Raw genomic sequence first — 20,519 nt, forward strand, 5'->3', positions numbered from 1 at the left:
TTCAATTAGGGAGGAATTTAAAATGGCAATTCAAACAAGTAACTTAGGTTATCCACGTATCGGACTACAACGAAAGTGGAAAAAAACATTGGAAGCTTTTTGGTCCAATAAAATTGATGAAGAACAATTTTTAACGACAATGAAAGAAATTCGCCTTCAACACGTCAAAGTACAGCAAGAAAAAGGAATTGAATTAATTCCAGTTGGCGATTTTACATATTATGACCACGTTCTGGATACGGCCTACATGTTAGGATTCATCCCGTCACGTTTTTCAGAGTTTACCTCTTACCTTGATGTATATTTTGCAATGGCACGCGGCTCTAAAGATCACGTTGCTTCTGAAATGACAAAATGGTTTAACACAAACTATCATTACATTGTTCCTGAATATGAAGAAGGATTACAAATCTCTTTAAAAGACAATCGTCCTCTTCGTTTATATGAAGAAGCGAAAAAAGAGTTAGGCGTTGATGGAAAACCAGTTATTTTAGGCCCTTATACATTCCTAAAACTAGCAAAAGGTTATAACGAAGAGCAATTTGCCACTATTTTAAAAGAGCTAGTTGCACCTTATGTACAATTATTCTCTGAATTACACGCAGCTGGAGCACAAATTATTCAAGTTGACGAACCAATCTTCGCATCTTTAACAAAAGATGAAATTAATCAAGCGAAAGAACTTTACGAAGCTATTCATAAAGAGGTTCCAAATGCTAATCTTCTTCTACAAACATATTTTGATAGTGTAGAAGAGAACTATGAAGAAATTATTACATTCCCTGTTTCTGGTATTGGATTAGACTTTGTTCATGGCAAAGAAGGTAATGTAAATGCTATTTCAAAATACGGATTCCCAGCTGATAAAATTTTAGCTATCGGTTGTATAGATGGCCGTAACATTTGGAGAGCTGATCTTGATGATGTACTTTCTTTATTTACAACATTACAAAATCAAATCACAGCAAAAGGTTTAATTGTTCAACCTTCTTGTAGCTTATTGCATACTCCAATTGATAAAACGGAAGAAACGCACTTAGCAACTGAATTATTTGATGCACTTGCATTTGCTAATCAAAAATTAGAAGAACTAGTCCTTATCCATTCTGCTCTTACTAAAGGTGTAGAAAGCATCAGTAGCGATTTGACAACATATCGTAATGCACATCATGCAATCCGCTCATCAGCTGCACGTAATCGTGAAGATGTAAAAGGGGCACGTACATCACTTAAAGAAGATGATTTTTCACGTCCTCTTCCATTTGAAAAACGATATGAACTACAGCAAGTAGCTTTACAATTACCGTTGTTACCAACAACAACTATCGGTAGCTTCCCGCAAACATCTGAAGTTCGTCAAACACGTAAACAGTGGCGTAACGGCGATATTACAAATGAACAATATAATCAATTCATTGAAAAAGAAACTGCAAAGTGGATTCGTTACCAAGAAGATATTGGTCTTGATGTACTAGTACATGGTGAATTCGAAAGAACTGACATGGTGGAATATTTTGGAGAAAGACTTGCTGGTTTCTCATTTACTAAAAACGGATGGGTACAATCATACGGTTCTCGCTGCGTAAAACCACCTGTTATTTATGGTGATGTTGCCTTTATAAGTGGAATGACTATTAAAGAAACTGTATATGCACAAAGCTTAACAGAGAAAGTAGTAAAAGGTATGCTCACTGGACCTGTCACTATTTTAAATTGGTCATTCGTTCGAAATGATATTTCAAGAAAAGAAGTTTCATATCAAATTGCATTAGCACTTCGTCATGAAATTGAATTACTTGAATCTTCCGGAATTAGAGTAATCCAAGTCGATGAGCCTGCACTTCGTGAAGGAATGCCGTTAAAAGAAAAAGATTGGGATGCATACATTACATGGGCAGTTCAATCATTCCTTTTAGCAACATCTTCTGTAGAAAATGAAACACAAATTCATACTCATATGTGTTACAGTAACTTCGAAGACATTGTAGATGCAATTCGAGCGTTAGACGCAGATGTTATTTCTATCGAAACATCAAGAAGTCATGGAGAATTTATTAATACATTAAAACATACAACATATGAAAAGGGAATTGGTCTAGGTGTATATGATATTCATAGCCCACGTGTCCCAAGTAAAGATGAAATGTTCACAATCGTAGAACAATCTTTACAAGTATGTGATCCTAAATATTTCTGGATTAATCCAGACTGTGGTTTAAAAACACGAAGAACTGAGGAAGTTATACCTGCTTTAGAGCACATGGTTCAGGCAGCAAAAGACGCTCGTTCTCTCCTAAAAACAAACTCATAATAAAAAACGTGTTATCCTTCAAAAAGGATAACACGTTTTTTTATTCTACACTCTCAAAATAGAAGTCGTATTGTACTTTATACAATTCATCGTCTGTTGGCTCTTCAAGAGGAGTTGTCTGCAAGACTATCATATATTCCCCGTTCGGAATAGGAATATGAAATTTATTAGAAAGAATACTTGTTATATATACTTCTTCATTCTTCACTGTGAAAGGAACTGATATCGTTCTAACCACTTCTTCTTTCTCAATATGATTTCCACAAGTAACTTCCACTTCACAAGTATAGTCAGAGATTGCCTCAAAAATAATAGCTCCATCCACCTCAGCATAGCCTCTTTCAAAATCTTCAGGAGTCCAATCTACATAAGGCTGCTGACCATCATAGTTCATTATCATTAATTGCGAATATGAAATTGTTAATTCCATAACTATCCCTCTCCTCCACTATGAAATGTATGCCAATTACTATTTCACTTCAAATTTCACACGCGTACCATCTGGATATTTGTCTAGCTTATTCCCTACCCAAGAACCTGCACCGCGGTTATCCGCTGGACTTATATATTCAATATGAGCTCCTTTTCCGCCTTCCTTACACATCGCCATCGGCCATTCATCACGATCATAACCTTTCTTCGTCGGATATGGCGCTAACGATAATTTCCTTCTATCCGCTGCACCATTACGATCAATTGTACACATTTCTGAATGCCCTTCTTTTATAGCATTCGTTATATGTTTCCCGGTCTCTGGATATCGTTCTTTCGGGAACTCTAGAATTTGATCATACGTAGTTGTTTTTTTAGTACTTGTCTCCTCTGGCACAAGTACTTCATATACCGCTACCAAAAGAGAAAGAATTGCAATAATTGAAATGATAATACCTTTAAATTGCTTCATGTGTACCTCCGTGTTCCTACCAATTTCTTTTCCTCAGTTATTATAACAAACTTCTTCTATGTATGTTTTCAGACATTATTTTAGCTCTTCCTCTCCATTCCGCCAAAAACATTCATTTTTCCTCATCTTTTCACTAATGCTGTAGAAAACTAATAACCCTCCGACATTCTTTTTCAAAGGAAGTCCTCATAAAAGGTTGAAATGATATATACGATACTTTTTGGGGAGGAACTATCATGGAAGCTATTTATAAAACGAAAGATGTTACAAATAAAACAGGTATCCCAAAACATATAGTCCGAAAATATAGCCAACTCTTAGAGGAACACGGTTATATCATTTCAAAAACAGCTGATGCTCGTATTTATAAATTGGATGATTTAAAACTATTGAAATCTATACATGAAAGAGCTGCTACATTACAAGAAGATATTTCAGAAACAATACCTATTATTTTAAAAGAAAAAGAGGCCCCACCTGTACCTGTTATTCAAGATAAACAAGAGATACAACCAAAAGAAGATGGGCGTAACTTTGAGGAGTTCATGTTAAAACTTGAAATGCTTGCTCAATTAAATGAAGCAATTATTCATCAAAACTCTACTCTCATTACACAAAATCGTTTAAAAGACGAGAAATTAGATGAACTAATGCAACAAGTTTATGTAAAAGAAGGCTCTCAGGAAAAAATGTTACAAGAGCTAGTTGTTCATGCCGCCGAAACAGATGCACTCCAAAAAGAAAAGATGGACTTATTAATGAATCATATGTATAAGCGAGAATCCAAACAAGAAGAAAAAATGAATAAACTTTTCAATCAAATTTACAATAAAGACAGCAACCGTGATGCACAACTTATGCAAGTTATTCGCGAAATTCAAGAAACAAAAAGATTAGTCGCCGCCTCAAAAGAGCAAAGCTTCTTTCAATCATTTAAAAGTTTATTCGTTCGAACAAAACAAGAAAAAATAAATGAATGAAATTTTGTATATTTTTCTAATTCACGATAAAATAAAAAGTTACCTTCTACCGGTAACTTTTATTCCTTATATCGTACAGCTGGCAATATAATAATAGCTTCAGTTCCTTTTCCGCTTTCACTTTTATATTCCAATGTACCATTATGCGCTTGTAAAATACTAAATGTTACCATAAGACCTAATCCTGTTCCTTTTTCTTTTAAAGAATAATACGGTTGTCCAAGCCTTACTAACTGTTCTTTTGTCATTCCAACACCACTATCTTTAACTCTTATTATTATCATTTCATCTTTTTGAATAGCTGTTACTTTTAAATACCCTTTGTTTCCTTGAATTGCTTCAATACCGTTTTTAACAACATTCATAATAGCTTGCTTCAATTTCGTCTTATCGCCGATAGTATAAAGGCTCTCAGAAATCTCAACTTGCAAATAAACGCCCTGCATCGCTGCAAATGATGACATAAGAGTTGTCATTTCAATTAATTGTGCTGATAAACAAATATGTTCTTTTTTTTCAATTTGAGGCCTTGCTAAATTTAAATAATCTGAAATAATCTGTTCAGCACGATCCAGTTCAGCTAATACGAGACGCATATAATCTTTGTTTTTTACGTCTTCCGTACTCTCTAGCAATTGAATAAACCCTCGTACAACAGTGAGAGGGTTTCGAACTTCATGTGCAACACTTGCAGCTAACTCACTTACAATATTAAGTTTTTCTGATTTTTGCATTTCTGTACGCAATAATGCATTTTCATTTAAATACTCAGTCAAATACACTTGAAATACCATTGTCATAACCATAATAAGTGATGCAAATATATACCCACTATATAGATTAGATATGTACGGTGTAAAACCTGTTTCTAAAAGGACATTCAACATCCCGAATACTAATGAAACAAGAACATAAAATGATGCAATCATAAAAGCTAATATTAGCTTCTTATCTCTTGAAAAAAGAGACCATTTCTTTGACAAAAACAATGGAATTATCGAAAGAAATATAACTTCTACGATAGGTAACCAACTGAGACCCTTAAAAATCCATTCATATGCAACAAAAATAATGGCAGGGATGAGCCCAACAATCCCACCATATAAAAAACCACTAACAATTGGGATTGGATGAAAATTGTATCCGCAAACGGTACCAAAACAAATAGAGTATGTCATGGAGAGAACGAGTGTAACGCTAGATAAAAACATAATAAAGTAGCGATTAGGCTTCGGAAGCATTTCTTGATAACGATTTAAACGAATCGCTTCATATAAAAATAGTGGTAAAATAATGATGGCAATTTGGATCATTAAATCACGAATCAGCTCCATAGCCTCTCATCCCCTATATGTATTTTGATATGATTATATCATTTTATAAGTCTATTCGTTTTAAAATTTTGATTTTTCTTAACACTTTTGTTAATTATTTGTTAACAACTAATAATAAATGTTACAAATTTCCGAAATGATTGTAAACCCTGTACCAAATTTCCTTCGTGCAGTATACAATGAATACGGATTACAAGAAAAATAAAAAACACTTCACTAGACGGACAACTATCGCAAAATATAGCATATAATCCATACTATCTATGTTTACAAATAAGTGATCATTACTTTAGTAGGAGGAAGATAAATATGGCGGGTACTACGCTTGTTTTAAAAGAAGAAAATTTGGTTGTGCTAGAAAACGTTGAAAAATCAGTATACGAAGAATTGCAACATACAGCAGGGGACGAAGACTGTACATGTGCTGTAAATGAATCAGTTGTCCATCTTGGCAAAGTATCTTCCGTACTTTGGAACGAAGATGAAATAGATTGGGAATACGGTTATTAAAAAGTCGCTTTCAGCGGCTTTTTTTATGCACTACATACCACCTTTCTTCTTAAATAAAGTGAAACTTATATCAGTAGGATTTCCCTGCGTAATAATGAAAAATATGATAAAATGAACTTAATTTTCAAACGGAAGAAAGGGAGATACAATGGAACAATTCATTAACCCTAGAGTGAAGGACATCCAAATTTCTGGAATCCGTCAGTTCTCTAACATGATTCAAAACTATGATAATCTCATCTCTTTAACAATTGGGCAACCCGACTTCCCTACACCTTCTTTAGTAAAAGAAGCTGCTAAACGGGCCATTACAGAAAATTATACAAGCTATACACACAACGCTGGTTTATTAGAATTACGCGAGGCGGCTTGTAACTTTGTAAAAAATAATTACGATTTACACTATTCACCTGAAAACGAAACCATTGTTACAATCGGCGCTAGTGAAGCGATTGATGTTGCATTCCGAACTATTTTAGAACCAGGAACGGAAGTAATTTTACCTGCTCCTATTTATCCTGGTTACGAGCCGATTATTCGACTATGCGGTGCAACTCCTATTTTTATAGATGTTCGTGAAACTGGATTTCGTTTAACAGCTGAAGCTCTGCAAAATGCAATTACAGAACGAACAAGATGCGTCGTTTTACCGTATCCTTCTAATCCAACTGGTGTTACCTTATCAAAAGAAGAATTAGAAGATATTGTATCTATCTTAAAAGATAAGAATATTTTCGTTCTTTCCGATGAAATTTATAGCGAACTTGTATATGAAGACAAACACACATCTATCGCTCATTTCCCAGAAATGCGTGATAAAACTATTGTCATTAACGGCTTATCAAAATCACATTCTATGACTGGCTGGCGTATCGGACTTTTATTTGCCCCAAGTTATTTAGCAAAACACATTTTAAAAGTTCATCAATACAATGTTACATGCGCTACTTCAATTGCTCAATATGCTGCAATCGAAGCTTTAACAGCTGCTAAAGATGCACCGAAGATGATGCGCTATCAATACAAAAAACGCCGTGATTACGTGTATAATAGACTCATTCAAATGGGTTTAACGGTTGAGAAGCCAACAGGTGCATTTTATTTATTCCCATATGTTGGACATTTAACATCTTCATCATTTGATTTTGCACTTGATCTTGTAAAAGAAGCTGGGCTAGCCGTTGTTCCTGGAACCGCATTTTCTGAATATGGTGAAGGTTATCTTCGTCTTTCCTATGCTTATAGTATCGAAACTTTAAAAGAAGGCTGTGACCGTTTAGAAGCCTTTCTACAACAAAAAGCTAAGAGTTAAACTCTTAGCTTTTTGTTGCATACTGATCACAAGTTTGACGCTTCAATAATTTATGTGGAATGATAATACATTTTGCAGTAGACTCAGAATGCTCCACCTTATCAACTAAAGCTTTTGCTGCTTCATATCCTAACTGATATATATTCACATCAACTGTCGAAAGCGGTGGACTCGCAATTTCTGATAATAAAGCATTATTAAAGCTTACAATCGAAACATCCTTCGGTACAACGAATCCTTTTTTAGAAAGCGCACTTAACACACCCAGTCCAATTAAATCATCCGTTGCCATAATTGCCGTCGGTGGTTGCTTCAGTCCCATTAACTCCTCAACGGCTTGTTGACCACTTTCCCTTGAAAAATCAAAATGTAAAATGTACTCTTTCGGTAATACGATGTCTGCTAATTTTAAAGCATCACTCATACCTCCTAAACGATCTCTCGTTACAAGTAAATCTGATCCACCACCAATGAACGCGATTTGTTTATGGCCTAGTGAAATTAAATATTCTGCCACTTCTCTTGCAGCTGTATAATTGTCATTATCTACATATGTAATTTCATCTTTTCGATCATATGGTTTTCCAATTAAAACAAACGGGAAGTTTTGGTCATGCAAGTATTGAATAATCCGATCGTTCTCTCTTGAATATAAAAGAATAATACCACCAATTTGACGCCCTTGTACCATTTTTACAACACCATTAAAAATTTCATCTTCCGTTTCACCAGTCGACATATAAAGCGCATACCCTTCCACATGTGCAAATGAACTAATTCCTCTTATAACTTCTGGGAAAAACGGATTTTGAAAAGCTTTACTTGCAGAACTCGGCATAACAAGACCAAGTGTCTTCGTCGTTTGGTTCGCAAGGTTTCTTGCATTTAAATTTGGATGATATCCTAATTCACTCATTACTTTTCGAACACGGCGCTTTGTCTTTTCACTTATACTTGGATTATCAGCAATTACACGGGAAACTGTTGATGGTGCTACGTTCGCCTTCTTCGCCACATCTTTAATTGTAACTGTCATAAAAATCCCCCCTCTCACTTCTCTGCCATATTTCATATATTATTATCTTGCAATCGGTGCAAGTAATAGGAGAAGTCATAAACTTTCATTTATTTATTCTATCTTGCAAAACTTATCATATTCTCCCTCTCCATGTATTGTAAGGGATATAGCTCTTTTTTCCTATACTATAATATACTATTTATTTCACTTCTTTTCATATGCGATGTCAAATCTCTTTTCATCTCTCTATAAATTTTTTTATAGAGAGATGAAAAGAAAAATGGGACGTAATGTCCCATTTTTCATCCTTTTGTACCTCCAGCTGTTAAACCGGAAACAAAATATTTTTGTAGTGATAGGAATAAAATCGAAATCGGTATTGCAATTAATACTGAACCCGCTGCAAACGTCGTAAATTCATTACCAAATTTTTTCGCTACCATTTCATATAACCCAACTGCTAAAGTATAATTTTCCGGTGTGCGTAAAATAATACTTGCTAAAATAAAGTCTGTAAATGGACCGATGAAAGTAAATAACGCTACAACCGCTACGATTGGTTTTGCAAGTGGCATAATAATTTGCCAAAAAATACGGAAATGCCCCGCTCCATCCATTCGAGCTGATTCATCCAACTCTTTCGGAATCGTATCAAAATACCCTTTCATAAGCCATGTATTCATCGGAATTGCTCCGCCCACATAAATTAAAATTAATGCAAGATGTGTATCAATTAATCCTGTTAACTGCGCTAATATATATAGCGCGATTAACGCTGCAAAATTCGGGATCATTTGGAGAATTAAAAATGTTAATAAACCATTCTTTCTTCCAACAAAACGATATCTCGAAAATGCATAAGCAGTAAAGCTAATGGCTAACACAGAAAAAATCATCGTCATTACGCTAACTTTTAAAGTATTTTTATACCAAAGTAAGTAATTACTTGAATCGAGATCAAGTAGCTTGCGATAATGATCTAACGTGGCATTTTTCGGAATAATGCTAGAACCAGACAAACTATCTCCTGGATTAAACGATGAGCCAATTATCCATAGTAATGGATAGAAAATAATCGCACACATTATGAAGATAACTAAATAACTTAATGAAAGACGTAACATCTTTTGTCGTTTAATATTCATTTACATCATATCCTCTTCTTGGAATGATTTTGTTCTCTTAAATTGCCATAACGCAACTGTAATAACGATTAACGATAAAATCATTGTAAGAGCTGCTGCTTTTCCGTACTGAGCCGAAGTCATCGTTAACTTATAGATCCATGAAATTAAAATATCTGTTCCACCTGCATTTTGTCCAGACACAGCAGGTCCCCCGTTATTAAATAGATAAATAATACTAAAATTATTAAAGTTAAACGTATATTGTGTAATTAAAATTGGAGCTGTTGCATATAGAACGAGCGGCAATGTAATTTTGCGGAACTGTTGCCAAGCTGTTGCACCATCTACTGTAGCTGCTTCATACAGTTCTCCTGGAATCGATTGCAATATACCTGTTGTCATTGCAAAAACAAACGGGAAGCCAAGCCACGTTTGAATCATAATTAAAGCGATTTTCGACCAAAATGGATCAGTCATCCAAGCAACCTTTTCAATCCCGAATAAAGCTAATACTTGATTGTTAATCGCTCCGAACGTTTCATTAAACATACCAGCAAATACAAGAATAGATACGAATGCTGGAACAGCCCACGGTAAAATGAAGATTGTTCTAATAACAGCCTTCCCTTTAATCCCAGGCTGGTTTACGATAATCGCTAAAAAAATACCCAGTGCAACTTGTAATGTCGTTGCAACGAATGTCCAAATGACAGTCCAAGAGAATACACTTAAAAATGTATCTCTCCACATTGGTAATGTGAAAATATCAATAAAGTTTTTAAAGCCCACCCAATCTACTAATTTAGCTGGAGGAGAGTGATATAAGTCATAGTTTGTAAATCCAATTAAGATAACAAAAATGATTGGAAATACGACAACAAAGATAAGTAATAGAAACCCTGGTGAAACCATTAAATACGGAAAACCTTGATCTAATAAATTGCGATATTGCTCTTTTACTGAGTTTAATGGTGTCCCTATATCGCGTTTTTTCCCATTTTGGTATGCATCATATAAGTTAAATGCATATACCCCTAGTCCAAACACGACAACAATAAGTGCCAAAATCCCTTCTACTAATAGAAAGACAGAATGGTCACGTGGAACTTCTGTACCGAGCGTTACAATTCCCCATAATCCTATATTTAACAAATCAGCAAATGCTACAATAAATGAGCCTGTTAATACTAGAAAAATAAGACCTTTTACGTATTGTTTATTATATAGTTGACCAATGCCTGGAATGATTGATAACATGGTCGCCATTTTCCTATGCTTTGAACCGTTCACATCTTTCGTTGGTTCTATAGATGTTTGCATGTTCCTTCCCCCTTTTTTCTTCCTACTTGGAAGGGAGAGAATTCGTGCCTCTCATATTTAGAGGCACGAATTTCACCTTATTTTTTATTGCTGTGGTTTGCCTCAATATTACCTTTAATTTGTTTCACTGCATTATCAAGTGCTGCTTTTGGCTCTTGTTTATTTGATACAACTAATTGAAGCGCCTCTCCAGCTGGTTTCCAAACTTCTTGCATTTCTGGAATATTCGGCATTGGGATTCCATTTTCTGATTGAGTCGCAACTGCTTTTGCAGCCTCATTATCTTTAATAATTGGATCTTCCATTACTGATTTTACTGGAGGAATTTCTTTTGTCTTCTCAAATCGAATTTTTGCGTTTTCTTCATTTGTTACCCACTCAGTGAATTTTGTAGCTAAATCATTTTGTTTAGAGAAGCTTGTTACATGCCATCCTTTTACCCCAACAAATGTTTTCATCGGTTGACCATTTGGTAATTTCGGCATTGGAGCAACACCATAATCAATTCCAGCCTTTTCCATCGCTTGGAATGCCCATGGACCATTCAAAATAGATGCTGCTTTTCCTTCATTAAATAATCCATCTGCAGCTGAACCGCCAGATTCACCAATAATTCCTTTTGGTAATAATTTTTCTTTATACCATTTTTGAATATATTCAGCACCTTGTACTGCACCACTATTATTTAATCCAATATCTGTCGGAGTCAGTTTTCCATCTTTTTCACCAAATACATAACCGCCCATACCCGCCATAAATGCGTTAGCAAAATAGAAGTTATCTCCTAATGTTAAAAATCCGTACTTGTCATCTTTCGTAAAGTCTTTTGAGAAATTATACAGCTCATCCATCGTTTCTGGTGCTTTTGGCATTAATTTTTTATTATAAATAAAGATTGGTGTTTCAATTGCTTTTGGTAAACCGTATAGTTTTCCGTCGTATGTTTGTGCCTTTATTGATAAATCTGTAAATTTATTTTTTACCGTATCATCCACTTTCACCTCTGAAAGTAGCCCTTCTGTTACCGCATTACCAATATGATCATGCGGTAATGTTACAACATCTGGTCCTGTACCAGCTGGACCGTCGAGACGAAGTTTTTCTATTTGTTTCGTCATCTGAACCTCTACAACTTTTACTTTCACATTATATTTCTTTTCAAAACTTTTCACTGCCGGCTCTAGACCAACACCTTTTTTCTCATCTTCCCAAACGAGAAGATCATAATCTTTCTTCTCTTTACTTGCTTCTTTTTTCCCTGAATCTTTCGGTCCACATGCAGATAACATACCGATTGACAATGCTGAAATCGTTAATAGTGATAATGCTTTCTTCATCCCAAAAACCTCCCTAAATTGTCTATGTACCTCTTTAATTGAAAACGTTTGCATTTAACAGTTTAATAGAAGCGCAAACAATATTTAAATCTATGAAAACGTTTGCACTATTTGTCTATCATTATACATCCATTTATTCATTTTGCAAATATTAATTTTCAAAATAATCTTATCATACTCTTTATTCATTGACTTTACATAAAATGAATACTACTCTTATAAGCAATATTAAAGTTATGTGGAAGGCAATCGTTTGCAACATAATCTTTATTATTTCGTTTACGGGAACTATATGTATAGAGATATTAAAGGGGGATTTTCTATATGCTTAAAGAAGCGATCTATCATAGGCCAAAAGATAATTATGCATACGCTTACGACGAAAAAACGATTCACATCCGGATGCGTACAAGAAGAGACGATATTCACACCGCCGCTCTCATCTACGGTGATCCTTATGAATGGCAAGATGGGAAATGGATTACAGAGAGTACACCGATGAAAAAAACTGGTTCTACTGAGTTATTTGATTATTGGTCAATTTCCATCGAACCACAATTTAAACGCTTACGTTATGGATTTGAATTAATAAATGATGCAGAAACTCTTATTTATACAGAACGAGGATTTTTTTCTAACATTCCAAATGATGATGTTGGTAACTTTTTCTGTTTTCCATTTATTCATGCAAACGATGTATTCAAAGCACCGTCCTGGGTTAAAGACACAGTTTGGTATCAAATTTTCCCAGAACGATTCGCTAATGGGGATCGCACACTGAATCCAGAAAACACCCTTCCTTGGGGAAGTACTGAACCAACTCCAACTAATTTTTTCGGCGGAGATTTTGCTGGTATTATTCAAAACCTTGATTACCTTGTTAAACTTGGAATTTCCGGAATATATTTCACTCCTATTTTCAAAGCTCATTCGAATCATAAATATGACACAATCGATTACATGGAAATTGATCCACAATTCGGGACGAAAGAAACTTTCAAAGAACTCGTTCAGGCGTGTCATGAACATGGTATAAAAGTAATGCTCGACGCTGTTTTTAATCATAGCGGATACTTCTTTGATAAATTTCAAAACGTACTAGAAAATGGCGAGCAGTCAGCTTATAAAGAGTGGTTCCATATTCATGAATTTCCGATTATTACTGAGCCACTTCCTAATTACGATACTTTCGCGTTTACACCATATATGCCTAAATTAAATACGGCACATCCAGATGTAAAAGAATATTTACTTGAAGTAGGTCGTTATTGGGTAAGGGAATTCCATATAGATGGTTGGCGCCTTGATGTAGCAAATGAAGTTGATCACAGTTTTTGGAGAGAATTCCGAAGTGAAATAAAAGCATTAAATCCTGAAGTATATATTTTAGGCGAAATTTGGCACGATGCACTCCCATGGCTACAAGGTGACCAATTTGATGCTGTAATGAGCTATCCTGTTACAAATGCTCTACTTTCTTACTTTGCTAACGATTCCATTAAAGCAAGTGAATTCATGAAACAAATTACAGATTCTTTACATTCCTACTCTATGAATGTAAATGAAGCGGCATTTCATTTATTAGACAGTCATGACACACCAAGAATTTTAGCGACATGTAACGGGGATAAAAATAAGTTAAAGTTACTCTATGTATTCCACCTTTCTTTCATTGGTTCTCCTTGTATTTATTACGGTGATGAAATCGGCATGGATGGTGACATGGACCCTGGTTGTCGTAAATGTATGGTATGGGACGAAAAAGAACAAGACACTCTGTTATTCACACATATACAAACATTAATTTCATTACGGAAACAATTTAAAGCATTTGGAGGACATGGTACTTTTCAATTTATTGAAGCAAATGATGAACATAATTATATTTCTTATACAAAAACATATGAAGATGAAACTATCTTTTTTGTTTTAAATCCCACAAACAATGAAGTTACAGCTCCACTCCCGCTTCATATTACGGGGAAGAAAATAATCAATATATATACAAATGAAGAATTTTCCGCGGAAGCAAGTGTATTACAAGTTACACTCCCTCCATATGGATTCTCGATATTAAAGTGGTAATAGAAAAAACCTTATGCCGCCTAGGCATAAGGTTTTTTCTTATTTCAATTTAGCCCGCTTTAACGGGCAGCAAGACTCCCACTTTAAAAGTCCGCAAAAGCAAAGAGGGTAAGCGGGAGATCGACTGCCCGTAAAAGCCCGATTGGTGAGGGCTAATAATCAGTGAAAATGCACCACAGATTAAAGTTTCACTTTATATACCATCGCTTCATATGGACGTAGTGTCATGTTTTCTATCGATCCATTTGCCACGTCATAATTGTGTATTAATAACTCTGATTTGCTATAAACAATATCTTCAGGCAATTCAAATACACATTCATCTGCAGTGAAGTTTGCAATCACAAGAAGCTTTTCTTCTCCATATGTTCTTACATAAGCAAAAATAGAAGGGTTATTTTCTAATATTAAATCATATGATCCATACACAACTATTTCATTGTTTTTGCGTAACTCAATCAATTTTTTATAGTAATAAAAAATTGATTCCTCGTCTTGGATTGCTTGTTTCACGTTAATCTCTTTGTAGTTAGGATTTACCGCAATCCAAGGCTCGCCCGTTGTGAATCCAGCATGCTCTTTATCATCCCACTGCATCGGCGTTCTAGCATTATCTCGACCCTTTATATAAATAGATTGCATCACTTTATCTTTATCTTCGCCACGGTCTATAACTTTTTCTTTATACATATTTAGTGTTTCAATATCTCGATATTCATCAATTGATTCAAATCGAACATTAGTCATTCCGATTTCTTCTCCTTGATAAATATACGGTGTTCCCTTCATCATATGAAGTACTGTCGCTAACATTTTCGCTGATTCAGTATGATAGGTTCCATCATTACCAAAACGAGATACAACACGAGGCTGATCATGGTTATTCCAATAAAGACTATTCCATCCTGTTTGTTCTAATGCCTTTTGCCATTTTGTTAAATTTTGTTTCAAAGTAAGGAGTGAGCATGGTTTTACATCCCATTTTCCACCTTCTCCTGAATCTAAATCCATATGTTCAAATTGGAATACCATTTGTAATTCTTTTCTAGCTTCTCCTGTATACAATTTAGCCTCTTCTGTCGTTACACCTGGCATTTCACCAACCGTCATAACGTCATAATGAGATAATACTTCTTCATTCATTTCATGCAGATATTTATGAATGTTTGGGCCGTTCATAAAATGTTTATGACCTGAAACGTATCCCTCTTCATCCGTTTCAACAGCTGGTAAGCCTTCTTCTTTAGAAATAAAATTAATAACATCCATACGGAACCCATCAATTCCTTTTTCTAACCAAAACTTCATCATTCCATAAACATCTTGTCTTACCTTTTCATTATCCCAGTTTAAATCTGGCTGTTTTTTAGAAAATAGATGTAAATAATATTCATCTGTCATTTCATCATACTGCCATGCAGATCCACTAAAAGCGGCTCCCCAGTTATTCGGCTCTTTTCCTTCTTTTCCAGGACGCCATATATAATAGTCTCTATATTTATTATCTTGCGATTTACGTGATTCAATAAACCAATTATGTTCATCGGAAGTATGATTAACAACTAAGTCCATCATAAGTTTCATATTACGTTCATGCATTTCATGTAATAGTTTATCCCAATCTTCCATTGTTCCGAACTTACTCATAATTTTACAATAATCACTTATATCGTAACCATTATCATCATTTGGAGATTCATAGACTGGCGATAACCAAATTACATCAATACCTAATTCTTTTAAATAATCTAGCTTTGAAATAATACCACGAAGATCACCTATACCATCACCGTTACTATCCATAAAGCTACGAGGATAAATTTGATATACTACACTTTCTTTCCACCATTGTTTTTCCATTATGCTACCCCATTTCATCTATAATTAATTCTTCTTTTTTAAGGCGCAAACGTTTTCATTAATGAATGATAACAGATTCTATCCTAATTTAAAATAGCGCTTACAATATTTATTCTTCTTTTTCTAAGAAAACATACGGAACTTACTATATATCCATAGTAAAAATGAAAACGTTTTATTTTTATAGTGTTTTTTATTTCTTTTTTGAATCTATTCGTTTATAATGAACTCAAAGAAAACGTTTGCATAATTTTTCTAGGGGGAAATATCATGGCAGAACTAAAATTAGAAAACATTTATAAAATATATGATAATAACGTAACAGCCGTAACAGATTTTAATTTACACATTCAAGATAAAGAATTTATCGTATTCGTTGGTCCTTCTGGCTGCGGAAAATCTACAACATTACGAATGGTAGCTGGACTTGAAGATATTTCAAAAGGAGAATTTTCAATTGATGGTAAGCCAATGAACGATGTTCCTCCAAAAGATCGAGATATCGCAATGGTCTTCCAAAACTACGCTCTTTATCCTCATATGAGTGTGTACGATAATATGGCATTTGGATTAAAACTTCGTAAAATACCAAAAGATGAAATCGATCGCCGTGTGCAAGATGCAGCTCGAATTTTAGGGCTTGAAGAATATTTAAATCGAAAACCGAAAGCATTATCAGGTGGACAACGCCAACGTGTTGCATTAGGTAGAGCCATCGTTCGAGACGCAAAAGTTTTCTTAATGGATGAACCATTATCAAACTTAGATGCAAAACTACGTGTTGCAATGCGCTCAGAAATCTCTAAATTACACCACCGCCTTGGAACGACAACAATTTATGTAACACATGATCAAACAGAGGCAATGACAATGGCTTCACGTCTTGTTGTTATGAAAGACGGAAAGATTCAACAAATTGGAACTCCAAAAGAAGTATATGAAACACCCGAAAACATTTTCGTTGGTGGATTTATCGGCTCACCAGCAATGAATTTCTTCCGTGGTAAATTAACTGAAACTGATTTCGTTATAGACAATGCAATAAAGATTAAAGTATCTGAAGGAAAAATGAAATTATTACGTGAACAAGGCTATGTAAATAAAGAAATCGTTTTAGGTATTCGTCCTGAAGATATTCATGATGAACTATTATTTTTAGAAGCTTCACAATCTACTACTTTCACAACAAAAATCGAAGTTGCAGAATTGTTAGGTGCTGAATCTATTTTATATATGAAACTTGGAAATCAAGATTTTGCAGCACGAGTTGATGCAAGACATACTTTTGCGCATGGTGACCAAATTAACCTTGCATTTGATATTAATAAAGTACATTTCTTTGATAGCCAAACTGAACAACGCATTCGCTAAATATGAATGCAAAATACAAAACCTTCTTTTTTTAGTAGCAGAGAGCATCCAGCCATGCATAATAACGGTCAAACCCTCTTCCTGCCCCATACTAAATTAAAAAAAGAAAAAAGCGAGTTCGAAATCCCTTGTATTCTGTATAGTTACTACTTATACAATAAGAAATTAGGATGAATTAAAACAAGCACAAAAAAACCGTCCACATATATATTGAGGGCGGTTTTTCATTATTATACTAGGGCTTCTATTGTATGAAATGATTGTCCTTTCGTGCTAATAATACCGAAAATCGGTAAGTCACTGAGCACCACTTCTTCTTGCTGTTTCATAAAAGATGACGTTAATTGTTTTATCTCTATCCAAACGTCATTAATACAAAGTGCATTGGAATCGTTCTCTTGTTGGTGAGAAAATATAGAATCTATTTTATATAAACCAGCATTTTGAAAAAGCATATCAATACGACTGTATGCTTCCATCGCAAAACTGATAACGCGTTGCCACTCTCCTTGCTTTCCCATATCATAGGATACAAAAAGTGCCTCTCCGCCTAGATCCGTAATTTCCTCCACTGTTGCTTGTCCACTTTCTTGATCAATGTCCGTCACAATTACTTTTGCGCCTTGCTGAGCCAACAAAAGAGCTGTACTACGTCCAATACCGATGCCACCGCCAGTTACAATGGCAACTTTTCCTGCAAGCTTCATTTTCATTACCCCTTCTATAAGTCTTACCGTCATTCAGTATACTCCTTTATTAGATTAGTCTGCAAGCAGGAAAAGTTAACGTTACAAATTGTAACCGATTACTTTTTTACTCCTTCTTTTTTCTTACTATTATTATATTGATCAAAGGTTAAACCGATAAAAATAAGAATTCCCCAAAAAATTAAGCTACCTCCCGTCATTCTAAATCCCCCTTTGTTATATAACGATATTATTTATATCCATTATATCATTCTCTTAATTTTCAATCTATTTAAAACGAAAATAGGATGTTTGAATTAGCTACCGCTTCTTTAAACATCCATCAATAATATGGAGGGTACTATATAGGAGATATCCGCCCTATATCAATTCCATTTATCGAATTTTTCAAAAAAACAAGAGAATGATGACATTTTTCACGAAATTAAAAATAAGACTTTTTATATACAAACAATAAAAAGTCTTATTTCATTAGTAACACGTATAATCTAAATATTACTTATACAAGACTCATCACTTTCGTCTTTGCAATTAAATCATGGAAGCCACAATTATCTTTGCGGAATAACATCATATATACATTGCATATTAATGGAACTCCAAGTAATAATATGCTTGGTAATAGTAATACAAAAAATCGTATTATTAATGTTTGTAACGTTAGTTTTTCACTTGTTAACGAGATTATTTTTGTTCTTGTTACCTTTTTACCAAGTGTAGAACCGTTCCAAAGAAAAGGTAACACAATAAAATTTATAGCCATTAATACGAAAACAAGTGTAAGGTCATATCTATAGTCACCTAAACTTATATTAAAACGATTGAAAATAGCACTATAGTTTCCGGTAATAATAGCTACTACTGCACCGTACGTAACCGAGATTAAAAACATGTCAATAAGGGAAGCACCTATGCGATTCATTACAAGCGCTGGACGATGCATCTTTAACTTCATTTTGTGTCGACTCCTTCATATCCTTCTTTACCCGTTTCATCGTACCACTTCTAAAAAACATTGTAAACTGGCGTTTCGCTTACTTTTCTTGTACAATGTGTTACAACAGCATTGTAAAGGAGGTTCCCATATTGAAAAGATGGATAATCCTATTTGCCGCACTCTTATTAGCAGGTTGCACAGGCAATACAAACCATTTAACCTATACAATTAACGATGAATACGAACTCATCCATACTTCTGGGGATGCATTTGAACTTTTCCCATCGCAGGATGCTGTATATGCTACACAATACATCCCTGCAAAAATTACAGAAATTGCTTGGGACGATAAATACATTATCACAAAACAAATTGAGGAAAAATCAGATCCAAATAATCCTGACGCAGCAATTACAAATAAAAAAAGTGAACATTATTGGATTATCGATGTAAAGCATAATAAACGATTTGGTCCTTATAATGAAAAACAATTTAACGAGCAAAAAGATGCTTTTAAAATTACAGTTCCTTTTCAAAGTGTAGATTCATATGTGAAAGAGCTAAAAAAACAGTCAGCATAACTTTTTATGCTGACTGTTTTCGTTTAAATACACACCTTACTTAGAAAATGAGATATTGAAAGTTTGTGGCTCTTTAACAGCTTCATGAGTATCTCCCGCTGCTAAATCATCTGTTGTAAACTTAATATCCTTTACCTTCTCTTTTCCATCATCGAGTATTAAACCGATAATTCCTTCTCGTGTCTCACCAGGCTTATAATCTTCCCTTGATGCACTCTTTGTGCCTACAAGTGTGTCTTCTTCATATAAAAAGTTTTGAGTCGCTACATTAAAATGCTGTTTGTCATTAATAATAACATCATTCATAGAGAAAAATTGCATGTTCTTATTCCCACTATTTTCTACCTTATATGTAATTTCAACATACCGAATCGTATCGCTAATCTCTGTTCCACTTAACGATGCATATAATTCAGCATCTTCTTGACTCACTTTATCTCCCAATCTACGCTTTACTTCTTCAGGAGTTAATGCAGTATACACTTTCAATGTATTTTTTGCATCTTTGCTCATTTGTGATAATGAGATAACTTTAACGTCTTGTACGTGAATTTTCATTGGGGCTACTTCAAATGTCTGATTCACAGAATGAATCTGTTCTAATTCAAAAGTCCCCCATCCTTTTTCTTTCACCTTTTGCCCTACTTTTTTAAGCTCACGCCCACCATACTCTTTTGTTTCAGGAATAGATTCTTTCTTTTTAGGTTCTGCCTTCTTTTCTTCTTGATGGAAGCAACCACTTAACATAAGAAGAAAACTACATAAAACAAAAATACTTTTCCATGCTTTCATCATTTAATTTCTCCTAACACTATCATTCATTAA

At 34.5% G+C, this 20,519-nt stretch carries 19 protein-coding genes; 7 read left to right on the top strand and 12 right to left on the bottom strand.

Features of this window, described 5'->3' with window-relative positions; translation table 11 throughout:
* Positions 1-22: 22 nt before the first annotated feature.
* The gene (gene metE / locus MR071_RS08630; protein WP_242235699.1) at positions 23-2,311 is read left to right on the top strand and encodes a 5-methyltetrahydropteroyltriglutamate--homocysteine S-methyltransferase; all 2,289 of its coding nucleotides are present in this window, start codon (positions 23-25) and stop codon (positions 2,309-2,311) included.
* 40 nt (positions 2,312-2,351) lie between these two features.
* Here the strand turns inward: metE and comJ are convergent, their stop codons facing one another.
* Positions 2,352-2,741 carry a competence protein ComJ gene (comJ, locus tag MR071_RS08635; RefSeq protein ID WP_105584685.1) on the bottom strand — a complete coding sequence of 130 codons (390 nt, stop codon included), beginning with the start codon at positions 2,739-2,741 and terminating at the stop codon, positions 2,352-2,354.
* A 39-nt stretch (positions 2,742-2,780) separates the two neighbouring features.
* Complete coding sequence (gene nucA / locus MR071_RS08640; RefSeq protein WP_105584684.1) at positions 2,781-3,215, bottom strand: DNA-entry nuclease; 435 nt, start codon at positions 3,213-3,215, stop codon at positions 2,781-2,783.
* Between the two features lie 236 nt (positions 3,216-3,451).
* Here nucA and MR071_RS08645 point away from each other — a divergent pair, with 236 nt between their 5' ends.
* Positions 3,452-4,195, top strand: a complete 744-nt coding sequence (locus MR071_RS08645) for a DUF3967 domain-containing protein (protein WP_242235701.1) — start codon at positions 3,452-3,454, stop codon at positions 4,193-4,195.
* 59 nt (positions 4,196-4,254) lie between these two features.
* Here MR071_RS08645 and kinB read toward each other — a convergent pair whose 3' ends face one another.
* Positions 4,255-5,529 carry a sporulation sensor histidine kinase KinB gene (gene kinB, locus MR071_RS08650; RefSeq protein WP_105584682.1) on the bottom strand — a complete coding sequence of 425 codons (1,275 nt, stop codon included), beginning with the start codon at positions 5,527-5,529 and terminating at the stop codon, positions 4,255-4,257.
* A 309-nt stretch (positions 5,530-5,838) separates the two neighbouring features.
* Between kinB and MR071_RS08655 the strand changes: the two genes are divergently transcribed.
* Together MR071_RS08655 and MR071_RS08660 are read left to right on the top strand one after the other, a co-directional pair.
* Entirely contained in the window at positions 5,839-6,039 is a 201-nt protein-coding gene (locus MR071_RS08655) for a hypothetical protein (protein WP_105584768.1), read from the top strand.
* Between the two features lie 148 nt (positions 6,040-6,187).
* The gene (locus MR071_RS08660) at positions 6,188-7,351 is read left to right on the top strand and encodes an aminotransferase A (protein ID WP_105584681.1); all 1,164 of its coding nucleotides are present in this window, start codon (positions 6,188-6,190) and stop codon (positions 7,349-7,351) included.
* Positions 7,352-7,355: 4 nt separating this feature from the next.
* Here the strand turns inward: MR071_RS08660 and malR are convergent, their stop codons facing one another.
* From malR to MR071_RS08680, 4 genes are all read right to left on the bottom strand, one after another.
* Positions 7,356-8,387, bottom strand: a complete 1,032-nt coding sequence (malR, locus tag MR071_RS08665) for a maltose operon transcriptional repressor MalR (protein WP_105584680.1) — start codon at positions 8,385-8,387, stop codon at positions 7,356-7,358.
* 284 nt (positions 8,388-8,671) lie between these two features.
* Positions 8,672-9,514, bottom strand: a complete 843-nt coding sequence (gene malD, locus MR071_RS08670) for a maltosaccharide ABC transporter permease MalD (RefSeq protein ID WP_105584679.1) — start codon at positions 9,512-9,514, stop codon at positions 8,672-8,674.
* Positions 9,515-10,816, bottom strand: a complete 1,302-nt coding sequence (malC, locus tag MR071_RS08675; RefSeq protein WP_242235703.1) for a maltosaccharide ABC transporter permease MalC — start codon at positions 10,814-10,816, stop codon at positions 9,515-9,517.
* 77 nt (positions 10,817-10,893) lie between these two features.
* A complete protein-coding gene (locus tag MR071_RS08680) occupies positions 10,894-12,153 on the bottom strand; it encodes an extracellular solute-binding protein (protein ID WP_242235705.1) in 1,260 nt (419 codons plus the stop codon).
* A 324-nt stretch (positions 12,154-12,477) separates the two neighbouring features.
* Between MR071_RS08680 and MR071_RS08685 the strand changes: the two genes are divergently transcribed.
* Positions 12,478-14,238, top strand: a complete 1,761-nt coding sequence (locus MR071_RS08685; protein ID WP_242235707.1) for an alpha-glycosidase — start codon at positions 12,478-12,480, stop codon at positions 14,236-14,238.
* Positions 14,239-14,418: 180 nt separating this feature from the next.
* Here the strand turns inward: MR071_RS08685 and MR071_RS08690 are convergent, their stop codons facing one another.
* Positions 14,419-16,098: a glycoside hydrolase family 13 protein gene (locus MR071_RS08690; protein WP_242235710.1), complete on the bottom strand. Its 1,680-nt coding sequence runs from the start codon at positions 16,096-16,098 to the stop codon at positions 14,419-14,421.
* Positions 16,099-16,368: 270 nt separating this feature from the next.
* Here MR071_RS08690 and MR071_RS08695 point away from each other — a divergent pair, with 270 nt between their 5' ends.
* Positions 16,369-17,469, top strand: coding sequence for an ABC transporter ATP-binding protein (locus tag MR071_RS08695; RefSeq protein ID WP_105584674.1), 1,101 nt, complete (start codon positions 16,369-16,371; stop codon positions 17,467-17,469).
* A gap of 230 nt (positions 17,470-17,699) precedes the next feature.
* Here the strand turns inward: MR071_RS08695 and MR071_RS08700 are convergent, their stop codons facing one another.
* From MR071_RS08700 to MR071_RS08710, 3 genes are all read right to left on the bottom strand, one after another.
* Positions 17,700-18,209, bottom strand: a complete 510-nt coding sequence (locus MR071_RS08700) for an SDR family NAD(P)-dependent oxidoreductase (RefSeq protein WP_105584673.1) — start codon at positions 18,207-18,209, stop codon at positions 17,700-17,702.
* 65 nt (positions 18,210-18,274) lie between these two features.
* Complete coding sequence (locus MR071_RS08705; RefSeq protein WP_105584672.1) at positions 18,275-18,376, bottom strand: flagellar motor protein; 102 nt, start codon at positions 18,374-18,376, stop codon at positions 18,275-18,277.
* 299 nt (positions 18,377-18,675) lie between these two features.
* Positions 18,676-19,131 carry an RDD family protein gene (locus tag MR071_RS08710; protein WP_242235712.1) on the bottom strand — a complete coding sequence of 152 codons (456 nt, stop codon included), beginning with the start codon at positions 19,129-19,131 and terminating at the stop codon, positions 18,676-18,678.
* Positions 19,132-19,262: 131 nt separating this feature from the next.
* On the opposite strand from MR071_RS08710, the gene MR071_RS08715 reads away from it, so the two are divergent.
* Positions 19,263-19,694, top strand: coding sequence for a DUF3997 domain-containing protein (locus MR071_RS08715; RefSeq protein ID WP_105584670.1), 432 nt, complete (start codon positions 19,263-19,265; stop codon positions 19,692-19,694).
* A gap of 36 nt (positions 19,695-19,730) precedes the next feature.
* On the opposite strand, the gene MR071_RS08720 is transcribed toward MR071_RS08715, so the two are convergent.
* Positions 19,731-20,489 carry a hypothetical protein gene (locus MR071_RS08720; RefSeq protein WP_105584669.1) on the bottom strand — a complete coding sequence of 253 codons (759 nt, stop codon included), beginning with the start codon at positions 20,487-20,489 and terminating at the stop codon, positions 19,731-19,733.
* Positions 20,490-20,519: the final 30 nt, after the last annotated feature.

Origin of the sequence: Bacillus cereus group sp. BfR-BA-01316, from assembly GCF_022664195.1 — a bacterium.
Lineage (GTDB): Bacteria > Bacillota > Bacilli > Bacillales > Bacillaceae_G > Bacillus_A.